Consider the following 20,688-nt stretch of genomic DNA (forward strand, 5'->3'; position numbering starts at 1 on the left):
GTCAGGCGTCACCGGCAGCCAGACTCCGATGCAGAGTCCTGGCTGCCGTGGCGACGGAATCCGGCAGCTGCCGGGCACCGTGCACGGCAGTGCGGTGTGAGCCTCCGATCCAGACCGACAGCGGCGGGCTGACGGAGGCGAGTTGGTCGGCAACCGCCTGCGCCTGAGGCACCTCGTAGTCGGCGGTCACCCCGATGACGGCGGCTCGGGCCCGGCGGCGGTGCGCGGCGTCGCGCCAGGCGTCCTCGGGGATGTCGGCGCCCAGGTACACCACCGCGCTGCCCAACCGCCGCAGGCAGGTCGCGAAGCAGAAGATCGCGAGCTCGTGGCGGGCACCGCGGGGGAGTCCGACCAGCACCACCGCGCCGGACGAGGAGCGGGGCGCGGCGTCGTACACGGCGGAGACGGCGCGCATCAGACCGGCACTGGCGAAGTGTTCCTGGGCCACCGATATGCGGCCGGTCTCCCAAGCCTCGCCCAGCAGGACCAGTTGCGGCAGCAGCCACTGCTCGACCACCTGCTCGAACGAGGCCTGGTGGAATGCCTGGTCGATGACCGACCACAGCAGCTGCGGATCCAGCGAGTAGGCAGCCGCGACGAGATCAGGCTCCCCCCCGGCCGCAACTGCCGTCTCGTTGCCAGTGCTCTCATGCGCGACCGGATCGGGCTGCGCGGCCATCTCTGCCACATCGCTGCCTGGCGATGCGGTCAGCACCCGCGCTGCCGCCGAGGCCGGGACCCCGTTGGTCACCAGCGTCGCCATCTCCCGCAACACGGTGACCTGGTCCTCGTCATAGAGCCGGTAGCCACCAGCAGAACGGGCAGGCTCGACCACCCGGTAGCGGCGTTCCCAGGCACGCAGCCGGGCCTCGCCGACCCCGGTCAGCGCCGAGACCTGCCTGATCGTGTACACGCCGGACCTCAGTTCCTCCCGCTACCGACGGTTGTCTCCGTCGGACGTCGTCGGCGCTCGAACGGTAGCAAAGCGGTTGGACAAACGTTGACCACGACGCCTCCTGGGTATGCGTTGCGCCGAAGGCGTACTGGGTATGCGTTGCGTACTGGGTATGCATTGCGCCGAAGGCGTGGACTCGTTAAAGTCAAACCTTAGACAAACATTGGACATGATGACAGCCTTCCTGACTCCTCCCCGCGGAATCCGACTCTCCGACGTCGGCGACGACGTCGTGCTCGTCGACGAGGCCGGGCAGCCGGTCGGCTGCGCCGACCGCGCCACTGTCCATACCGATGCGACCCCGCTGCACCTGGCGTTCTCCACGTATCTGTTCGATCGGACCGGCGCCGTGCTGGTGACCAGGCGTGCTTTGGCCAAGTCGACTTGGCCGGGCGTCTGGACGAATTCCTGCTGCGGCCATCCGCGTCCCGGTGAGTCCGTCGAGGAAGCGGTACGCCGCCGGGTTTGGGAGGAGCTGGGACTTCAACTGGGGCCGCTGATGCCACTGCTGCCGGACTTCCGGTACCGCGCGATCGACGCGTCAGGAATCGTCGAGCACGAGATCTGCCCCGTGTACGCGGGCTTCGTCGCCCATCGGGAGCTGGCGCCGGATCCGGAAGAAGTGGCGGAGTGGGCCTGGGTGCCCTGGCCGGATCTGGTCGCTGCGGTGTCGGCGACGCCGCAGGTCTACAGCCCATGGGCGGCGCTGCAGGTGCCGCTGATCGACATCGCGTTCCCCGGCGCGCAGTTTGCCGGAGACCGACAGCACATCGAGGCGGACGTGGACTCCGCCGTTCGCGACGTAGAGGCGCTACTGGCGGACGAGATCGAGTCTCTGGCGGGAGAGTGGGAGACGTACGCGGGCGGACTCCGGCCGGACATCCTGGCCGAGGACCTTCCCGGTTGGCTGGGGGAACTGCTGCTCGGGCGCGGGAAGCGGGTCCGGGTGATGATGGCCTACTGGGGATATCTGGCGGCCGGCGGTACGCACGATTCGGCCGCGTACCGCTCGCTGGTGCGAGCCGCTGCAGCGGTCGAGGTGTTGCACCTGTTCGCCCTGCTGCACGACGACGTGATGGACGAGTCGACCTCGCGCCGCGGCCGGCCGTCGGCGCAGGTCCAGGCCGCCGAGTGGCATCGGCTGGCCGGAGGGTTGGGCGAGCGGGAGCTGTTCGGCCGGAATCTCGCGGTCCTGCTCGGCGACCTCGCACACACGATTGCCGATCGGCTGGTCGACGGGCTGCCGCCGGAGCTACGGAAGATCTGGTACGTCATGTCGGTGGAACTGATCGCCGGGCAGCGCGCGGATCTCACCGGCGCCGCCGCGGGTCGCCGCGACCGGGCTCACGCCGAGCATGTGGCAGCGACGACTTCCGGGCGGTACACGGTGACCAGGCCGCTGCAGCTGGGGGCGGCTGCGGCCGGCGCTTCGACGACGATCGTCGAGACGCTGACCGCGTACGGCGATCACCTCGGACGGGCCTTCGCACTGCGGGACGACTATCTGGGCGTCTGGGGCGACCCCGCGGTGACGGGGAAGCCGGCAGGTGACGACCTGGTCGAGGCCAAGGCCACCGTGCTGCTGGCGCTGGCGGAGGAGCGGCTGACCGGTCGCGCGGCCGAGTTGCTGCAACGGGTCGGCACCGCCGCCTTCGGCTGTGAGGACGCAGCGGCGCTGTCCGCTGCCATGCGCGATGCAGGCATCGACACCGGGCTCGATCGGCTGGTCTCGGAGGCGGTCGCGGCGGGCTTCACGGTGCTGGACTCATCGACGCTGACCTCGGTCGGGATATCGGGGCTGCGCGCAGCGGGTCGGGCCCTGGCCTGGAGAGACGCGTGAGGGACATCGCGTGAACGTCCGACGGACACCTTCATCGGCGCGGCGCACCGCCGCGGCGAGCACACCGGCTCACGTGGTCGTGGTCGGGGCCGGTCTCTCCGGTCTGGCTGCGGCGCTCCATCTGGCCGGCGCGGGGCATCGGGTGACGGTGCTCGAACGAGAGACCGTGCCGGGCGGACGGTGCGGCTCGCTGGTGCAGGACGGGTTCCGGTTCGACACGGGCCCGACGGTGTTCACGATGGTCGGTCTGCTGGACGAGGCGCTGCGCGCCGTGGGACGGTCTGCGGCCGAGGAGCTCGATCTCCGGCTGCTCGACCCGGCGTACCACACGTTCTTCGCCGACTCCTCCCGCCTGCGGGTCCGGCCCGGTCAGGAACCGATGCGGGCCGAGATCGCCGCCGAGTGCGGCAGCCGGGATGTGGCGGCCTTCGACCGTTTCGTGGCCTGGCTGAAACGGCTGCACGACGTCGAGCTGCCGCACTTCATCGACGCCAACTTCGACTCGCCGCTCGGTCTGCTGCGCTCACCCCGGGCGGTCGCCGAGCTGCTGCGACTGGGTGCTTTTCGCCGACTCGGACCCGAGATCGCCCGCCGTTTCGACGACGAGCGGCTCCGCCGGGTCTTCAGCTTCCAGGCGATGTACGCCGGACTCGCGCCGGCCCGGGCGCTCGCGCTGTACGCCGTCATCACCTATATGGACGTGATCGAAGGGGTGTGGTTCCCGGCCGGCGGCATGCACGCGGTGCCGCGGGCGATGGCCCGGGTGGCGGCCGAGAGCGGCGTGGAGTTTCGCTGGTCCACGACGGTCCAGCGGGTGGCTCGGCACTCGGACGGAGCGGTCGCCGGAGTGGTGCTGCCCGACGACGAGCTGGTCACCGCGGACGCGGTGGTCGTCACGGCGGACCTGCCCGCCGCGTACCAGCAGCTGCTGCCGGACCTCTCGCCGCCGCGCGGCGTGCGCAGGGGCCGCTACTCGCCGAGCGCGCTGGTCTGGCATCTGGGCGTCCGCGGTCCGCTGCCGGAAGGTACTGGTCACCACAACATCCACTTCGGCGCTGCGTGGGACGACGCGTTCGCCGACCTGCTCGACCGGGGGATCCCGATGACCGACCCGTCCAGGTTCGTCGCGGTTCCTTCCCTGGACGATCCGACTGCCGCCCCGCCTGGCCAGCACACCGTCTATGTGCTGGAGCCGGTCCCCAACTTGGCGGTCGGCCGTCTGGACTGGGCCGTCGAGGGTCCCCGGCTACGCGAACGGATGCGGTCCTTCCTGGACGACGTCGGCTATCCCGCCGACATCGTGACCGAACAGCTCGTCACCCCGGTCGACTGGGCCGAGCAGGGCATGGCGGCAGGCACCCCCTTCGCGCTGGCCCACTCGTTCGGCCAGTCCGGACCCTTCCGGCCCCGCAACGTCGACCGGCGAGTCCCGGGTCTGGTCTTCGCCGGGTCGAGCACGACGCCGGGCGTCGGCATCCCGATGGTGCTGATCTCCGGCAAGCTCGCGGCTCGCCGGGTCCAGGAGGCACTGCGGTGAGCAACCTGCTCGATGTCGGCTACTCCCGCTGCGCCGACCTGACCAAGCGCTACGGCACCACCTACTACTGGGGGGCCCGGCTGCTGCCGGTTGCGCAGCGCCGTGACGTCCACGCCGTGTACGCGCTGTGCCGGCTGGCTGACGACATCGTCGACGAGCCGGAGCGGGACAACCCGGCAGTGTCGCGCCGAGGCACGGCTGCGGAGCGTCTGGAAGTGTTCCGGCACCAGTTCTTCACCGCCTTGTCCCGTGGCACCTCGCCGGAGCCGGTGATGGCGGCCGTCGTCGACAGCATCCGGCGTCGCGGCACGGATCCGGAGTGCTTCGAGCGCTTCTTCGACGCCATGGCCGCCGACCTGACGCGGACCACCTGGGCGACCTGGGAGGAACTGCGCGATGGCTACATGGAAGGGTCGGCGGCGGTCATCGGCGAGATGATGCTGCCGGTGCTGCAGCCGTACACCCCGGCTGCGATCGGCCCGGCTCGATCGCTGGGCCTGGCATTCCAACTGACCAATTTTCTTCGCGACGTCGGCGAGGACCTCGACCGAGGCCGGGTCTACCTGCCTCAGGCCGATCTGGCCCGGCACCGCGCCGACCCGCGGCTGCGGCGGGTGACGCCGGCGTGGCGAACCATGATGGCCGAGCAGGTCGCCCGCAACCGTCAGCTGTATGCCCACGCCCAGACCGGGTTGCCGCTGCTGCCGCCGCCCTCGCAGCGCTGTGTGGGCACGGCGCTGGTGCTGTACAGCCGGATTCTCGACCGCATCGAGGCGGCTGACTACGACGTCTTCACCGAGCGCATTCGGGTGCCGGATCGCGAGAAGCTCCATCTCCTGGTCCGGGCGGTGACCATCGGCGTTCCGGAGGTCGACTTCCAGCCGCGGGCGGCCTGAGCCCTGATCCACCGAGCCTTATCGGATCGTGGATTCTGGCTGATTTTGTCGGCTGATTCTTGGTCTGTTTGGGAATGGGCGTGACGGTGTCGCCGGTCTGCTCGGCATTTCCACTGTCGTTGTCCTTGGTCGTGCCCGGGTGAGGCGGGTGGTCAGGCGGTCTGGGCGAGGGGTGGCCCCAATGTCGCTTCTTTTAGGGTTGGGGTGGTTTGAGGGGGTGGAGGACGATGGTGTGGGTGACGGTGCGGACTGGTGCGGCGTTGCTCTTGCGGCGTTCGTAGCGGTGGGAGCCGCCGCGTTTACGGGCGCGGGGTGCGGTGCGGCCGTCGCGGGTGGGGATCAGGTTGGCGGGTTTGGTCAGTTGCGTGGCGAGGTGGGCCAGGGCGCGGGTCAGGTCGGCTGGGGGGAGAGAGCCGCCCGGGTCGTGGAGTCCTGGGCGGCTTGGAAGGCGCGTTTGAAGCTGATCCGGCCGGGGTCGAGCCCGGCGGGTGTGGCGTAGCCGATCAGGTCGCGGATCGCCTGGTAGACGCACAGCATGGCCCAGAATTCTTGCTCGACCATGATGGGGGTCTTGGAGCGGAGCAGCACTTCGGGGCCGCCGCGGATGGTGGTCTTCAGGTCGGCGATACCGGTCTCGGCCTGCCAGCGGGCGTGGTAGAGCTGGGCCAGCTCGATCGCCGGGTACGCCTGCGCGTCGAGCAGGGTGGTGGCCAGCGCGAACAGTTCGGAGGTCTCGACCCCGTGGGTGTCGGTGGTGGTCACCGAGTACTCGACCACCCGGACCGGGATCGGGTCGCCGTCCTTCTTGGAGGGCGGGTTCAGCTGGGACAGGTAGGTGCCGTCGTCCAGCACCTGCCGCACTGGCAGAGTGAACGATGCCGACATCCGCCAGCACAGCTGCGCGCCGGTCCCGGCGGCCGCCTGCCACAGCTTCCAGGAGGCGAAGTTCCGGTCGGCCAGCACCAGCATCCCGCTGTCGAGCGCGGGCAGCAGATCGACGGCCAGGGTCTGCTCGCCGGTGCTGGACGGCCCATGGGCGGCGGCCAGCAGCACCCGGGTTCCGGACTCGGCCAGCACCAGCGCCCGCAGCTGCGGATACGGATTCTGCGACCTGCTGCCGTTGCCACCACGGCCGAAGAACCCCTCGTTCGCCGCCGTGTCCGGCACATCCAGGGTGAACCCGTCGACCGTCACCACCCGCAGCCCGGCATGAAAGACCCCGGGCGTCACAGGCGTCCCCGCCGGCACCGTCGTCCGCGCAAACAACAGCTTGAACGGCTCCGCGCCCAGCTTCGCCTTCGCCTTCGTGATCGATCCCGTTCCCGGAGCCTGCCAGTCTCCCCAGCCGCCACCCGTCAACGCCTGCGCATCGGCCAGCCTCGACAGCACCAACCCGTACCCCGACCGCATGAACAGCCAGCACGCCAGCGTGAATACCATCATCAACCGAGCCGGCAGCCGCCGATACCGGACCTCCTGTGGACTTCCCCCCGTTTGACGGACACCTGACCTGAGGTGGCCACTGGTCACCAGGGAGGATGTCGTTGTGCCTGCTCCTCACCCGCCTGAGTTCCGCCGTCGTGCGGTCGAGCTTGCTCGTGAGCGGTCCAAGCCAGTTGCTGAGTTGGCGAAAGATCTGGGAATTTCCGAATCGTGTCTGCGTCGCTGGATGGAGCAGTCCGAGACCGACGCTGCCGGTGGTAGCGAGACGGCGTTGACCAGTCGGGAGAAGAAGGAGCTGGTCGAGCTGCGCCGGGATAAACGGCGCCTGGAGATGGAAGTCGAGATCTTGAAAAGGGCGGCCGCCTATTTTGCCCAGGAGAATGTTCTCCCAAAATAGTGTACGGGCTGGTCCATGAAATGGCCGATGACGGGATTGATGTCGCGGTGGCTTGCCGGGTGCTGAATGTGTCGCGGTCGGGATACTACGACTGGCGCGGCCGGCCTGCATCGGCACGGGAACAGGAGAACACGCTGCTGTTGAAGCTGATCGAGGAGATCCATGCCGATGAGGACATGAAGACGTACGGGGCGCCGCGGGTGCACGCCGAGCTGGTCTTGGGGCACGACCTGCAGGTGAACCAGAAGCGGGTCGCCCGGCTGATGCGCCAGGCCGGCATCCAGGGCCTGTACCGGCGGCGTCGGTCGTGGACCACGATCCGGGACCCGCACGCCATCCCCGCCAAGGACCTCGTCAACCGCCGGTTCACGGTGGACGGTCCGAACCGGTTGTGGCTGACCGACATCACCGAGCACCCGACGGTGGAGGGCAAGGTGTACTGCGCCGCGGTCATGGACGCCTGGTCCCGCCGGGTCCTGGGCTGGTCCATCGACGACAACATGCGGAAGGAGCTCGTGGTCGACGCGCTCGGGATGGCGGTGCTGCGGCGCAACCCGATGGACGTCGACAATAACACGATCATGCATTCCGATCACGGGTCGCAATTCACATCGTGGGCATTCAGTCAGAAAGTCTATGATGCCGGGCTGGTGCCGTCGATGGGCAGTGTGGGCGACTGCTACGACAATGCGATGATGGAGTCCTTCTGGGAGAGAATGCAACTCGAGCTGCTCGATTCGCAGGTATGGTTCACCCGGGACGAGCTTGCCAACGCGATGTTTCGATGGATAGAATCATGGTATAATCGGAGACGTCGGCATTCGAGTATTGGAATGCTGTCGCCGATAGAGTTTGAAACCCGTTCCACAGGGTCAGACCGTCCGGGCTGACCCTCAACCCCGAGTGTCCGTGGAACAGGGGGAACCTCACCCGCACCCCTGCCGCCTCGATCACCTCATCCAGCACCGCCGCCGGGAACGACCGTGCCAGCACCCCGATCGAGACCCGATCAGGCAACCGCTCCTCCGCCGACCTCACCTCACGCGTCACACCAGCCACAAACAGAGACTACACCCATGTAACTCTAAAGAAGCGACATTGGGGGTGGCCCGGTCGCGCCGTCGAATGTCTGCTGCCATTGGTCGGCCCAGGCCCAGTCGCGGGGCAGGTGCAGGATCATCGTGCGGGCGGTGGTGGCGATCCGGGCGGGCAGGTTGATCAACTGGGCACGGAGAGTGGCCCACCGGGCTCGGGCATGGGCCTTGCCGGCGAGGACACCGATGGCGCGGGCCAGGTTGAACGCGATCACCGCGTGCGCGAGCCAGGCCGCGTTCGCCCCGTAACGGCCGGACGGTAGGTGGGCGAGCGGTCCGTCTTTGAGCTCGGCGATGACCTGCTCGATGATCGCGTGGTCACGATGGTGTTGATCGGCGGCGATCGTGGTCAGGGTGGAGTTGGTGATGAACGCGTGGTGGCGGTGTGCGGCGAACAGCTCACCCTGCACGGTGCCGTCGGAGGCGGTTGGCTGCAGCCGGCGGACCCGCCGCACCACGAGTCGGCAGGGCACCTGCTGAGCCTTCTTCTTGCTGGAGAACGCGACAAAGGAGGTCTCGGCGACCTCAGCATCGGAGACCCAGTAGCCGCCACCGGGCACGGTGTCATCGGCTTCCCAGACCGCGTTCGGATACTTGATCGGAACCCATGCCTGCTCAGGGATGCGGGTGATCGCGGTCTTCACCGCCGTGTTCTTCCGGGCCGTCACCGAGAACCACATCTTGGCTTTGATCATGGCCGTGACCAGGTCATGGCGGTAGAACGCTGAGTCCGCCCGACCCATCAGCCGGCCACTCACACCGGCCTGCCGGGCCGTCGCCGCGGCGCGGGTCAGCATCCGCGCCGACCCTTTTCCCGAGGCGGTGTTCCCTCGGCGCAGTGCGGAGGCCACGATCACCGGTGCCGTCAACGGGGTCGAGCAGACTGCGAGCATCGCGTTCAACCCGAACACCTTGGAGTAGCCGTAGGCGGCGGCCTGCTTGGCGTAGCCGTGGACCTCACGGATCGTGTCGTCCACGTCGAGGAACGCGATCCCGTCCCGGTCGCTTCCACCGCGGATCAGGTCCGGCACCCGGGCCGTGAGCCCGGCCAGCAACCGGGAGTTGACCGCATCGAGCTGCTGGACGTGTCCGTGGGTGAACGAACGCAGATAGGTGCCGTACGTGGACGGGGCCCGGGTCCCGCCGAGCAACCTTGGCATCCCACCATGGCGCACCACGTTCAAGTCGTCGATGCTGTCCGCCCCGGTCAACATCCCCGCGATCACCCCAGCCGACTTCACCACCGGGTTCGGGCAGTCCACACTCACATGCTCACCGAGCAGCTCATGCAGACCCGCTGACTCACCCAACAGCAGCGCCGGCACCAAACCGGCGCAACCCACCAGATTCGGATCATCGAAAACCGGCCGAACGGTATGGCATGCTTTCACCTACGAGATGTCCCCTCTGACTTGCTCGAATGACGGCGTCGTAACCACCATTCTCCCTGGTCAGGGGGACATTCTCGGTCTCAGGACACGCCCCCAAAGCCACCAGATTTCATGATCATCGGTGGATCAGGGCTGAGTCACCGTCGGACGCTGAACCTCACCTGACCTGCACCTGATCTCACCTGACCTGGGGCGAATAGGAGCACTTGCACTTGCACTCGCCGTCTACGGCTTTGCAGTAAGCTTCTCCCAAAATCGCCTGACATCCTCCTGGTGGCGACCGCGAAGGATGACGTTGAGGGGATAATTAAACGTCACAACCAACTTTGCCGGACCTGAGGCATTCAGGGGTTTGGAGTTTGCCACTTCCGAATCCAGCGCTGCGCTGGTAATTGCCGCCCATTCTTGACTCTTCGGTTTGTACAACCCCTTTGGGGTGTTTTCGCCTGGAATTCGATTGGACTTCTGTACAACAAAGAAGTATTCTTCGCGCTGTAGCATCCGCGTGAGGGCGGCTTCAGCGAACTCCTCGATCGGCGATCGTGAGGAACTAGCAACATTCTCTACAATCCGATCTTGGGCGCCCGTCACTCCCAGTCTGTCCAGTTCTGGCCAGATGTGTCGTTGAGTAGCGAAGTATCGAACTCCGGAACCATCCGACGTTATGACTAGTTCGTCGATACTCGTCGAACCGTCAATAGACAGTGTTGACGAAACGGCGGAAATTGCCGAAATCTGAAGTTGGCCGATGGAGCATTCCGAAAGCGAAATGTGAGCACGCATGGGTGTGTGTACTGCAGCTAGCTTGCAGTTCACCAGCGAGATCGAAGTATCGGCGGTATCCGGTGAGACTCTCACCTCCTGCAGATCGCACGATTCGATGACGGCAATGTGTCGACTCTCGCCGGATGACAGTAGGTGCCCGGCGAGCGCCGAGCAATTCTGGCGTAAGTAGCTATCGACGACACACCTAGCTACGGCAGCTTCCAAGGTGTGTAAGACTTCGGGGCGGTGATTGGCAACGAGATCCTCGATAGTCTTGTCGCCAAGAGCTCCCCGATTCAAGAAATCAGCGCAGCGCGAGTAGTTTGTGGATTCGAAGAATTGCTGTACTATGTACGATGCCAGGAATGACTCGTAGAAGAGGTCGTGCTCGAATCGGAATCCGATGGAACCTTGCTCTCCTGTTACAGATAGGCCGCATAGCACCGACATTCTGGCAGCCAGGGCCCGATGCCTGGAGTCCGATAGCTCTATACCGAGTGCGTAAGACGCGGCGTCCTCAAACTCGACCTGAGTCACTGAGGCGCTCGTTGATTCGTAGATTAGGCCAGCAATTTCACGGAACACCGTATGCAAGATGTCGGTCGTGATTTCATCTTTGGTAGATGGTTCCAGTTTGCCAATTTCCCTGTCCAGATAGCCGTCAATTAGGACCGCGTGTAAGTCAATCGTGGCAGGAGCGGTTTTAATGGTTGCTGCGTAGGAGTTGAACATCCGACTGAAGAATGGTACGCCAAGTAGGGCGAGATCTTCCTTCGTAAGGAGAGGGCGCAGTTTTCGCCAATGGGGATTCGCCTTGAAGAGGGAGTCGACCTCGGTCGGCGTCCATCTTTCGAGCTCCAGTACGGTGTGACGAGCTGAGGTGTACCCGACAGCGTGCTCGCGCTTGCGGAGGCTGGACCTATATTGGTTTGCAAGATATGAGGAGCGGGCTGATACGATTAGGACGCCACGATCACCTAGGCGCTCGATCGTGGGTGCAAGGACTTTGTATGCATCGTTGTACCCAGCACCTTCAATCAGCTCGTCAAATCCATCGATTACAACTACAAGAAGTCCGTTTCTGCAAAGGGCCAAGACTGAGTCGAAGTTTAGGTTTTGAGTATTTACAACCTCTGAATTGACAATCTCGGCAAAGGTTTGCAGGCTTCTTCCGGCACAGCTTATGTATAGGAAAATTGGAACGTCGATGTTGTTGTCATTCGATACCGCTTGGTGGCGAGCTTTGGTCATCTCAAGAAGGTTGTAAGTCTTCCCAATGCCGGCCTCGCCGGTCAGGAAGAAGACCTGCGGTAGGCCGGCAGTCGAACGTGCGGCATCATCGAGTGCTTTGCTGAGATCAGTAGTGTCATCAATACCTTCTGCAATATCGGCACCTAGTAGAACTTGTGGCCGGAACTTGGTACGGATATCATTCGGTATTTGCAGCATCTTCGACTCTGAGGCTATGCGCTGGGCCTCGATGTGGTCGTCGTCGTAGATCTTGTCGAACCTAGTGTGAAGGCGCCTGACGACGACTCCCCAGTTGACTATATCTCGAATAAAGGCTGAATAGCTTACCCATTCATTCCGGGGATCTCGCCACTGACGTTGATTGTCGGCGGCAACTCTGAAAACTTCACTGCGGGGAACGTCGTTTGAACTAGTGCGTTGGGTCCATTCGAGGCTAATCTGTCCGTCGCGCAGATATTCGAACGTTGCGTTTGTGTCGTCTGCTGTCAGTCCCTCGATATCTGATTTAATGGACTGAATCAGCAGGTGCAATTGCTGATAGCGCTGCGACCGAGGTGCTTCGAGAAGGTTCCTGAGGACGCTCGTGGCCGACTCGTCCGGCAATTCTACGGGCGGTGCTGCCGCGCCGACCAGTATATACGATGGCGGTTTTCCGTTTCGCCAAGAATGAAAGAGTAGTGCCGTTTCTCCACTCGGGATTAGTAGCGGCCAAATTGGCGTGGAGCCGATGTGCATGACATTGTTGCTGACGTGTAGTCCGCCTGAATCTGCAATGAATTTCGTAAGTGCATCGGTTGCTGCTTGGGCAGAGTTGCGCCATCGGTCAACGGCTTCTTTGTCCTGTGTAGGCAGTCCACCGTGGCTGATGGTGTTTCGTTCTTCGAGCGCGTCGACATAGCCGATTGTGTGTGGCCGAGACCACGTTTCAACGATGAGCGAGCAGAGGGTTCTTGCTGCTGGGGACACGTTAGAGGAGAGGCTCAGTACCTGGTGCAGACTCCGGAATGTTCCGGCGCCACCCGACCGGGGATATCGAACGTCGAGCGTGGTTCCTGCCGACGTTGTGAGGACTAGGGCCGCCGCGATCCGACTCAGTAGCTCTAGGTAGCTGCCAAACTGGTTTGTGCTTGCGCGTGCGCTCCATCCGTCGTGACGAGACATCAGAGGCAGGTGCACTGGTCGCTGAGTCATGAGTGAGTTTTGCACACTGGGAATGCGATTGGTGAGCGGCCCAAGCTGAGTCACCGTCGTCCCAACAGTCCCCGCATCGGCACCGTCCACAGGTCCACGCCGGCAACGCCCCAGTCCTCGAGCAGCGCATTGGCCGCCAGGAAGCCGGTCGTCGCGGCGCGCTCCATCAACGCCACCGGGTAGTCGCAGCGGACCCAATCCCCGGCGAGCATCAGCCGCGGCGACGGGGTCCGAACACCAGGCCGTTCTGTCCATCGATCGGGTCCGATCAGGGTGCAGTCGTCGCGGACCAGCAGCTCCTGCGCGGTGACGGTCGCAGCGGCGGTCTCGGGATAGGCCCGATGCAGTTCTGCCTGCAGCCGAGCGGCGAGTGCGGCGGCGTCTGGATCCGAGCCGACCGCGGGGTCGCAGGCGTACGCGTGCAACTCCACCACCGAGCCGCGGTGCTCACGGCTCCAGCGGGCTGCGCCTGCTTCGAAGCGTTCCAGCACCGAGACATTGTCGAGCGGTCCGTAGCCCGAGGTGCCGAGGAAGGCCGGCCGCGCGCCGTCGACAGGTTCGTCGAGCCAGAGCCGGACCACCGCGAAAGGCGGGGCATTGCGAGTGGCGGCCACCGCGGCCCGCCAGCCGGAGACCTTGTCGCGGTCCTGGTGGTCGCCTTGCTGAGCGGCCACCAGCTTCCTGGCCGAGCGAGGATCTGTGGCCAGCACCACGGCATCGCAGCCGATCGACTGCTCGTCGAGCCCGACGATCGCGCCGTCCTCGGTCAGGTCGAGGGAGTGGACGGGCGCGCCGGTCGCCAGCTCGACCCCGAGTCCACGAAGTCGCTCGGCCAGCGGAGCCCAGAGGACCGTGTCGTAGTCGTCGGTGGGCACGTCGAAGAGCAGCCCCTCGGCCGAACCCAGGAAATAGGTGTGGAACATGGCCACCAGCTCACCGGCGCCGAACTCGGCCGGGTCGGCGAAGAAGGACCGGGCGAATACCTCCAACGCCAGATCGCGGGCGTCCGTGGGAAATCGGAGCCGGTCCAGGAACGCGGCGGCCGACTCTCCGTCATAGGCGGAGTAGGTCTCGGGAAACCGGACCCGGAGCAGCTCCAGCGCCGCCGAGGCGTCGACCCGCGACAGCCCGCGAAGCGTGAACGCCGGGCTGCGCAGCACGAACTGCAGCAGCGACCAGGGCGGGGTCTTGGCGAGCCCGGTGAAGGAGTCACGCAGACCGTCCGGTCGCTGCAACGGGTAGTCCTCGATCGGGGTGAGGAAGGCCAGATCCGGATCGATGCGCCGCAGCAGACTGCGCAGGTTGTAGTACTGCCGGAAGAAGGCATGGAAGCCCCGGCTCATGGTGCGGCCGTCGCCCAGCGGCCACGACGCCACCCGACCACCGAGGCGGTCGGTCGCCTCCAGAAGCGTCACGCGTACGCCGCGCTCGGCGAGCGCGGTGGCCGCCGCCAGGCCGGCGACGCCGCCGCCGATCACCACGACGTGCCGGGGTTCGGTCGCTCGGGGAGCGCCGACCGGGCCGGGGTGGCGTACGGCACGGCGATCCCTTCCGGGCCGGGCGACGGCGGAACGCCGAGCACGGGTCACGTGGACCGGTCCGGTTTGCGGGCGACGAAGGTGTGCAGCACACCCCGCTGCCAGCCGGTGGCGGTGCGATGTGCGACGTCGGTGAACCCGGCGGCCAGCAGCCGCTCTGCGAACCGGTCGACCGGGTCGAAGTTCAGCACGCTGCGCCAGAGGTATCGGTAGAGATCGCGGTTGCGGTCGACCAGGATGCCCAGCGGGATGATCACGCCGAGGCAGACGGCGTCCCAGACCCGGCGGGCGCGTGGGTTGCCCGCCACCGAGTATTCCTGGACGACGAGCCACCCACCCGGCCGCAACAGGTCGTAGGTCTCCCTGACGGCAAGGTCGCGCTGGTCGGCAGCGACGTTTCGGAACAGATAGCAGGTCAGCACCCCGTCGTGCCGACCGCGGCCGATCACGTCCACGTCCAAAGTCCCGGCCACTGCACGATCGAACCGAACCTCCGCCGGCCAGTCCTTGGCGGTCGCCTGAGCCAGCATGCCCGGTGAGGCATCGAGACCGAGGACGGCGGTGCGGGGTGGCGCCGCATCGACCAGGGCTCGGGTGGACGCGCCGGATCCGCAGGCGAGGTCGATGAAGGAGAGGTCGTTGGAGGGGATGTCGATCGAGGGGAGGTCGATGACCGAGGGGGAGCCCCGCCGCCGGCAGATCTCGGTCCGCTCGACGAGTGCGGCGGCGGCCCGACGCAGCTCCCGGTGGTAGCCGGGGTTGAGGGCGACCATCAGGTCGTACCTGGCCGCGCCCCGATCGAACGCCTGAGCCACGCTCACTGGTCGCGCCTCTCGGGTGCCGTGCGACGTCCCAACCGGACCCAGATGATGATGGTCAGGGTCACCATCGCCCAGCCGAATCCGAAGTCCTCGATCGGGATGTCCCACGGGAATCGCACTCCGAGGTACGCCCCCGGGTGGTAGAGCACGATCGGTGCCGACAGTTTCGTCAGCCACCCGTCCACCAGCACCTGGAAGCCGACGACGATCGCGATGGCCAGCCAGTACTGCGCGGTCCGGAACACCCCGGTGCGCAGCCAGACCAGCTCGATGGCCGCCACCACGACGATCGCCAGTGCGGTCAGCACGGTGTATTCAGGCACGGCCCGCACCCCGCGCGCGTACCCGACCGCGGAGGTTGAGCACCCAGCCGACGGCCTCATACGTCAGCAGTCCGCAGATCGGGATCACCAGGAAGAACAGCAACTCCTCCAACGGCATCGGCCCGAGCATGATGCCGGAGGTGAACCGCTCGCTGTAGGACCAGTGCCCACGAACGATCCCCACCAGATCCCAGGCCACGAACACGACCACAGTCGGCAGCAGCGCCAGCGCGAGGCGCACCGGTCGGCGGTAGACATGGGCGCGCAGCACGAACTCGAGCGGCAGCGTGATGAGCAGGCAGCCGGCCAGCAGCGCGAGGTAGTGATAGTGATCGGGGATCACCGGTTCCGGACCTCCTGACAGGTCTTTCCTGCTGTAGCGCGATGCGGGGCCGCTGGCACAGCAGTTCTGACCACCCTAGGGGTTGGACAAACTCTGGACAACGGTCAGAGCGCCAAGCTCAGCCGTAGCCCGCGGAGCGTGTATCCCTCGATCAGCGCGTCCCAACCGACGGCGGGATGGGTGAGCATCGTCGGGCGGCGGGCCAGCAGCCTGGTCAGCAGCACCTCGGTCTCGGTGATCGCCAGTGACTGTCCGGGGCACTTGTGCGCCCCGTCCCCGAACGTGAGGCCGGCGGCGTTGACGCCCGGCGGTAGCGGTCGCCTGGGGCACAGCCGCTCCGGCTCGGTGCCCACGGTGGCCGCGTCGGCGTTGGCCTGCCGGATGCAGACGTCGATCAGATCGCCGGGTTGGATGGTCGCCTGTTTGCCGTTGCCGTTGCCGTTGCCGTCGATCTCGATGGGGCTGACGGCGCGTCGGTACAGATGACCGACCGGCGGCTCCAGCCGGATGATCTCGTGCAGGATGGCGTGTCGTTCGGTCGTGTCGGCCGCCAGATAGCGCTCAGCCAGCGGAGCGTCCTCGAGCAGGTGCCAGGCCGCCATCGTGATGAACTCGCGGGTGGTGACCATGCCTGCGGTCGCGTACGTGACGCACTCCACGAGGATGTCCAGATCGGTGTAGCCCTCGGCGATCAGATGAGTGATCACGTCGTCGGCCGGGCTCCGGCGACGGCGACGGATCGCCGGGCGGACATCGGCCAGATAGAACTGTGCGATCGGGGCCAGGCCGTTGACCGCCGCCTGCAGCCATTGCCGCCGGGTCCGGCCGAGATCGGCGCGGGTGATGTCGAGCGGTGGCTGCCGGAAGAAGGCCACCAGGCGTCGCGACATCTTCGGGACCGGTCGCTCGGTGAGACCGACGATCCGGGCTGTCACTTCCACCGAGTAGTGCAGGGCCAGCTCGTCCAGACTGATCGTGTCTTCGGTGCAGGCCTGGGCGAGCAGCCGTTCGGCGCACTCGACCAGGTGTGCGTGATGTCGATCGGCGACCACGGCGGGCGCGAAGAAGCGGGCCACCTTGGAGCGCTGCTCATCGTGCAAGGGACCGTCCGAGATGAGGATCGGATGATGCTCGAGGCGCCCCTTCGGGATGAACTCGGCGGTGAATCCCGCCTGGGTCGTCGCGTGTCGGGCTCGGAGGACCTGCCGGGCGGCCGGCAGCGAACGAATCCGCCAGATCCGCCCTTGCCGCTCGATCCTGGGCTCGGTCGACTCGCCGGGCCTGATCGCCCGGCGTTGGCTCACCTCATCGGCCACCACTGCATCCTGCCGCAGGCGGCAAAGACCGGCAGGCTGTAGACAGCCTGATCTCCGGTGTGGCGGATTTTCGATAACGGTCGTCGCCCGCCGGGGGCGGTTAGGGTTTCTGCCGTGAGTGTGGCAGTCCGCGTCATCCCGTGTCTGGACGTCCATGACGGCCGAGTCGTCAAGGGCGTCAACTTCGTCGACCTGCGCGATGCCGGTGACCCGGTCGCGCTCGGTGGGGTGTACGACGCCGAGGGCGCCGACGAGTTGACCTTCCTCGATATCTCCGCCTCGGTCGAGGGCCGGGAGACCACACTCGAGGTGGTCCGCCGGACTGCGGAGACCGTGTTCATCCCGCTCACCGTCGGCGGCGGGGTCAGCAGTGTGCGTGATGTCGACCAACTGCTCCGGGCAGGCGCGGACAAGGTCGCCATCAACACCGGTGCGATCCACCGTCCCGAGGTGATCGCCGAGATCACCCGGCGGTTCGGCAACCAGGTGCTGGTGCTCTCGGTCGATGCCCGACGCAGCCCCGAGCAGCCCTCCGGCTTCGAGGTGACTACTCACGGCGGCCGCAAGAGCGCGGGCCTGGACGCGATCGAGTGGGCCAAGAGAGGCGTCGATCTGGGGGTAGGGGAGATCCTGCTCAACTCGATGGACGCCGACGGCACCACCGCCGGCTTCGATCTGGAGATGATCGCGGCGGTCCGGCAGGTCGTCGACGTACCGTTGATCGCGTCCGGCGGCGCCGGCCGAGCCGAGGACTTCCCACCGGCGGTGGCGGCCGGAGCAGATGCGGTGCTCGCTGCCAGCGTGTTCCACTTCGGTACGCTCCGGATCGCCGACGTGAAGCAGGCCCTCGCCGACGCGGGCTACCCAGTCCGGCTGCCCTCGGCTGTCAGTGCCGGCGGCTAGCGTCGGCAGCTGACCATCAAGGAGGAGAACTGCATGGGCGACATCGTGGCGTGGCTGCCGTATGCCTCGCCGGAAGAGGCTGCGGAGCGGCTCGGCGGGCTGCCGGACGGCGTACGGGTGGAGTGCTACCGCGCCGACGGCGACGACCTCCCCGACTCCGTCGGTGATGTGCAGTTCTACGTCCTGCCGTACATGAAGGGGGAGGAGGTGCTTGCCCGAGCACCGGAGATGTCCGGCCTCCGGGTGATCCAGACCCTGACCGCGGGATATGAGAACTTCCTGCCCCACGTGCCGGCTGGTGTCACCCTCTGCAATGCCGCCGGTGTGCACGATGCCTCGACCGCCGAGCTGACCATCGCCTTGACCCTGGCCAGCGGCCGGCATCTGGATGCCTTCGCTCGTCAGCAGCCCGCGGGCCGGTGGGAGCCGATCATGGGCAGTGCGCTGGCCGACAAGCGGGTGCTGATCATCGGGTACGGCCGGATCGGCGAGGCCATCGAGCGTCGGCTCGCCGGATTCGAGGTTGCCTCGATCACCCGGGTGGCGCGTCGCGCCCGCGACGGTGAGCCGCGCGTCCAGGCGACCACTGAGCTGCCGGAGCTGATGGCCGAGGCAGACGTGGCCATCGTCATCGCACCGCTCACCCCCGAGACCGACGGCCTGATCGACGCCGACCTGCTGGCCCGGCTGCCGGACGACGCACTGCTGGTGAACATGGCCCGTGGTCGCCTGGTCGACACCGATGCATTGGTCGCCGCCACCGCGACCGGCCGGATCCGAGCCGCCGTGGACGTCACCGAACCCGAGCCGCTGCCGGCCGACCATCCACTCTGGCAGTTCCCGAACGTGTTGATCTCCCCGCACGTGGGCGGCGCCAGCTCGGCGTTCTGGCCGCGGGCTGATCGGCTGGTAGCCGCGCAGCTGCGGCGCTTCGTCGCCGGCGAGCCCCTGGACAACGTGATCCAGCACAATGTGATCCAGCGCGACGTGATTGGAGACCGGGCATGACGAGCGACCCGAGCTGCATCTTCTGCAAGATCATCGTCGGTGACATCCCGTCGCGTCAGGTGTATGCCGATGACAAGGCCGTTGCCTTCCTCGATGTCGGGCCCTGGTCTCGAGGCCACACCCTGGTGATTCCCCGCGAGCACGTCGCGGATCTGGTCACCGATCCGCCGCAACTGTCCGCCATCGGTCCCGCGATCGACGCGACCGCGAGGCTGCTGGTCGACAAGCTGCACGCGGACGGGCTCAATCTGCTCTCCTCGGCCAAGCCGGTCGCCGGTCAGGAGGTGTTCCATCTGCATGTGCACCTCATTCCCCGCTATGCGGACAAGCCGGGTCTGCGGAACCTGATCGGACCCGACCCGAAGGCTGCCGCCGACCTGGATGCGGTGCACGCCGAGATCACAGCGTGAGCAGTGCTCGTGGTCGCGCTCCGCGCTCCGACGGCGGGTCGGCCTCCGGGCTGCGCCTGGTCAACCCCGGTCCACAGCATCCGGTGTGGCGCTGGGTGATCGAGCTGGGGCCGCCGTTCGTGGTCGCCGTGCTCCTGCTGCCCTGGGTGATCGCCCACGGGATCGCGTGGCCGTGGCAGCCGTCCACCATCGACCTGCAGGTGTACGTGTACGCGGTCAACGACATGCTGGCCGGCAAGGACATCTACGCCACCACGACGCCAGGGTGGAACCTCTACTTCATCTACCCCCCGATCGCGGCCATCCTGATGGTGCCGCTGGCCGTCGGCGCCTACTGGCTGTGGCAGCTGACCTGGACCTTCCTGCTCGTCTGGGCACAGCAGTCGGTGCTGAAGCGCTGCGGCGTCCCGCGTGGCTGGGTGCTCGGACTGATCGGTGTCGTCGTGGTGCTGGCGGTCGAGCCGATCCGCACGACCTTGGGCTATGGGCAGGTCAACACGATGCTGATGGCGCTCGTGGTGGCCGACCTGCTCCCTGACCGGCCCCATCAGAAGCGCCGGATCCCGCAGGGCGCCCTGATCGGTCTCGCCGCGGCCATCAAGCTGACCCCGGCGTTGTTCGTGGTCTTCGCCTTCCTGCTCGGCAAGAAGCGGATGGCTTGGACCGCGATCATCAGCTTTGCGGCCTTCACCCTGGTCGGAGCCGTCTTCCAGTGGAACCAGACCTGGCAGTTCTGGTTCGGGCTGTCGGGTGGTGACACGCGTACGGCCTCGCCGCTGTATGCCGGGAACCAGTCGTTCCTCGGCGTGATCTACCGGCTGATCGGTGAGACCAGGGAGCTCACCCTGCTCGGGTTGGCCGTCGGTGGGCTGGTCGCGCTGCTCGGCACCCTCGTCGCGTGCCAGTGGTGGCGGGCGGGCGAGCAGACGTTCGCGGTGGCATTGGTCGGTCTGTGCACCTGCCTGGCCTCCCCGCTGTCGTGGACCCACCACTACGTCTGGATCCTGCCGATGGCCGTAGCCGTGGTGCTCGGACGGACGCTACCGCGCTGGGTGCGACTGCTCGGGGGTGCCTGGGTGCTGTGGGTCTCCGCCTGTCTGCCGCTGGCTCTGCTGCCGTACGGCGGAGGCCAGGAGCGGAGCTTCACGCTGCTGCAGCAGATCGTCGCCAACCTCGGGCCGCTGCTCGGGGTGGCCCTCATCGTCGGCCTCGGCTGGCAGATGCTGGTCGCGCATCGGAACCGTGAAGTCGCGGCGGTAACCTGAC

At 66.5% G+C, this 20,688-nt stretch carries 17 protein-coding genes and 2 pseudogenes; 10 read left to right on the forward strand and 9 right to left on the reverse strand.

All coding sequences use genetic code 11. The features are described from left to right. Position 1 precedes the first annotated feature (1 nt). Positions 2 to 913, reverse strand: coding sequence for a MerR family transcriptional regulator (locus MLP_RS08625; protein WP_013862670.1), 912 nt, complete (start codon positions 911 to 913; stop codon positions 2 to 4). Between the two features lie 211 nt (positions 914 to 1,124). On the opposite strand from MLP_RS08625, the pseudogene idi reads away from it, so the two are divergent. The 4 genes and pseudogenes from idi to MLP_RS08640 form a co-directional block, all read left to right on the forward strand. Beyond that, positions 1,125 to 1,670: pseudogene (idi, locus tag MLP_RS29330) on the forward strand (isopentenyl-diphosphate Delta-isomerase); the annotation flags it as partial. 267 nt (positions 1,671 to 1,937) lie between these two features. Then, positions 1,938 to 2,795 (forward strand): annotated as a pseudogene (locus MLP_RS29335) (polyprenyl synthetase family protein); the annotation flags it as partial. A gap of 10 nt (positions 2,796 to 2,805) precedes the next feature. Then, positions 2,806 to 4,332: a phytoene desaturase family protein gene (gene crtI / locus MLP_RS08635; protein WP_013862672.1), complete on the forward strand. Its 1,527-nt coding sequence runs from the start codon at positions 2,806 to 2,808 to the stop codon at positions 4,330 to 4,332. Next, positions 4,329 to 5,228 (forward strand): phytoene/squalene synthase family protein, encoded by a 900-nt coding sequence (locus MLP_RS08640; protein ID WP_013862673.1) that lies wholly within the window; start codon positions 4,329 to 4,331, stop codon positions 5,226 to 5,228. Before crtI ends, MLP_RS08640 begins: the two co-directional genes overlap by 4 nt. 390 nt (positions 5,229 to 5,618) lie before the next feature. Here MLP_RS08640 and MLP_RS08645 read toward each other — a convergent pair whose 3' ends face one another. After that, positions 5,619 to 6,671, reverse strand: a complete 1,053-nt coding sequence (locus MLP_RS08645; protein ID WP_231851439.1) for an IS4 family transposase — start codon at positions 6,669 to 6,671, stop codon at positions 5,619 to 5,621. A gap of 103 nt (positions 6,672 to 6,774) precedes the next feature. On the opposite strand from MLP_RS08645, the gene MLP_RS08650 reads away from it, so the two are divergent. After that, positions 6,775 to 7,068, forward strand: coding sequence for a transposase (locus MLP_RS08650; protein WP_013861031.1), 294 nt, complete (start codon positions 6,775 to 6,777; stop codon positions 7,066 to 7,068). A 20-nt stretch (positions 7,069 to 7,088) separates the two neighbouring features. Further along, on the forward strand, positions 7,089 to 7,958 hold the full coding sequence (locus MLP_RS08655) for an IS3 family transposase (RefSeq protein ID WP_041790759.1): 870 nt from the start codon (positions 7,089 to 7,091) through the stop codon (positions 7,956 to 7,958). A 194-nt stretch (positions 7,959 to 8,152) separates the two neighbouring features. On the opposite strand, the gene MLP_RS08660 is transcribed toward MLP_RS08655, so the two are convergent. The 7 genes from MLP_RS08660 to MLP_RS08685 all read right to left on the reverse strand — a co-directional run bounded on the left by MLP_RS08660 (position 8,153) and on the right by MLP_RS08685 (position 17,101). Further along, positions 8,153 to 9,553: an IS1380 family transposase gene (locus MLP_RS08660; RefSeq protein ID WP_013862675.1), complete on the reverse strand. Its 1,401-nt coding sequence runs from the start codon at positions 9,551 to 9,553 to the stop codon at positions 8,153 to 8,155. A 225-nt stretch (positions 9,554 to 9,778) separates the two neighbouring features. Then, entirely contained in the window at positions 9,779 to 12,535 is a 2,757-nt protein-coding gene (locus MLP_RS27935) for an NACHT domain-containing protein (RefSeq protein ID WP_156821091.1), read from the reverse strand. Between the two features lie 275 nt (positions 12,536 to 12,810). After that, positions 12,811 to 14,349: an FAD-dependent oxidoreductase gene (locus tag MLP_RS08665; protein WP_013862677.1), complete on the reverse strand. Its 1,539-nt coding sequence runs from the start codon at positions 14,347 to 14,349 to the stop codon at positions 12,811 to 12,813. Next, positions 14,346 to 15,119, reverse strand: coding sequence for a class I SAM-dependent methyltransferase (locus MLP_RS08670; RefSeq protein ID WP_013862678.1), 774 nt, complete (start codon positions 15,117 to 15,119; stop codon positions 14,346 to 14,348). Before MLP_RS08670 ends, MLP_RS08665 begins: the two co-directional genes overlap by 4 nt. Continuing rightward, complete coding sequence (locus MLP_RS08675; protein WP_041791731.1) at positions 15,116 to 15,442, reverse strand: lycopene cyclase domain-containing protein; 327 nt, start codon at positions 15,440 to 15,442, stop codon at positions 15,116 to 15,118. The genes MLP_RS08670 and MLP_RS08675 overlap by 4 nt, the downstream gene beginning before the upstream one ends. Further along, a complete protein-coding gene (locus tag MLP_RS08680) occupies positions 15,435 to 15,785 on the reverse strand; it encodes a lycopene cyclase domain-containing protein (protein ID WP_013862680.1) in 351 nt (116 codons plus the stop codon). The genes MLP_RS08675 and MLP_RS08680 overlap by 8 nt, the downstream gene beginning before the upstream one ends. A gap of 104 nt (positions 15,786 to 15,889) precedes the next feature. Further along, on the reverse strand, positions 15,890 to 17,101 hold the full coding sequence (locus tag MLP_RS08685; protein WP_013862681.1) for a cytochrome P450: 1,212 nt from the start codon (positions 17,099 to 17,101) through the stop codon (positions 15,890 to 15,892). 114 nt (positions 17,102 to 17,215) lie between these two features. Here MLP_RS08685 and hisF point away from each other — a divergent pair, with 114 nt between their 5' ends. The 4 genes from hisF to MLP_RS08705 are packed head-to-tail and all read left to right on the forward strand — an operon-like array spanning position 17,216 to position 20,687. Continuing rightward, positions 17,216 to 18,004 carry an imidazole glycerol phosphate synthase subunit HisF gene (hisF, locus tag MLP_RS08690; RefSeq protein ID WP_013862682.1) on the forward strand — a complete coding sequence of 263 codons (789 nt, stop codon included), beginning with the start codon at positions 17,216 to 17,218 and terminating at the stop codon, positions 18,002 to 18,004. Between the two features lie 33 nt (positions 18,005 to 18,037). Then, entirely contained in the window at positions 18,038 to 19,012 is a 975-nt protein-coding gene (locus tag MLP_RS08695) for a 2-hydroxyacid dehydrogenase (protein ID WP_013862683.1), read from the forward strand. Beyond that, the gene (locus MLP_RS08700; protein ID WP_013862684.1) at positions 19,009 to 19,422 is read left to right on the forward strand and encodes an HIT family protein; all 414 of its coding nucleotides are present in this window, start codon (positions 19,009 to 19,011) and stop codon (positions 19,420 to 19,422) included. The genes MLP_RS08695 and MLP_RS08700 overlap by 4 nt, the downstream gene beginning before the upstream one ends. Beyond that, complete coding sequence (locus MLP_RS08705) at positions 19,419 to 20,687, forward strand: glycosyltransferase 87 family protein (RefSeq protein ID WP_013862685.1); 1,269 nt, start codon at positions 19,419 to 19,421, stop codon at positions 20,685 to 20,687. The genes MLP_RS08700 and MLP_RS08705 overlap by 4 nt, the downstream gene beginning before the upstream one ends. Position 20,688 lies beyond the last annotated feature (1 nt).

Origin of the sequence: Microlunatus phosphovorus NM-1 (assembly GCF_000270245.1) — a bacterium.
GTDB classification, from domain to species: domain Bacteria; phylum Actinomycetota; class Actinomycetes; order Propionibacteriales; family Propionibacteriaceae; genus Microlunatus; species Microlunatus phosphovorus.

What these genes read in the sequence shown, in the direction of transcription:
- MLP_RS08700 (WP_013862684.1), top strand. Translation starts at nt 19,009, where the DNA reads ATGACGAGCGACCCGAGCTGCATCTTCTGCAAGATCATCGTCGGTGAC.
- MLP_RS08695 (WP_013862683.1), top strand. Translation starts at nt 18,038, where the DNA reads ATGGGCGACATCGTGGCGTGGCTGCCGTATGCCTCGCCGGAAGAGGCT.
- MLP_RS08655 (WP_041790759.1), top strand. Translation starts at nt 7,089, where the DNA reads ATGGCCGATGACGGGATTGATGTCGCGGTGGCTTGCCGGGTGCTGAAT.
- MLP_RS08645 (WP_231851439.1), bottom strand. Translation starts at nt 6,671, where the DNA reads ATGATGGTATTCACGCTGGCGTGCTGGCTGTTCATGCGGTCGGGGTAC.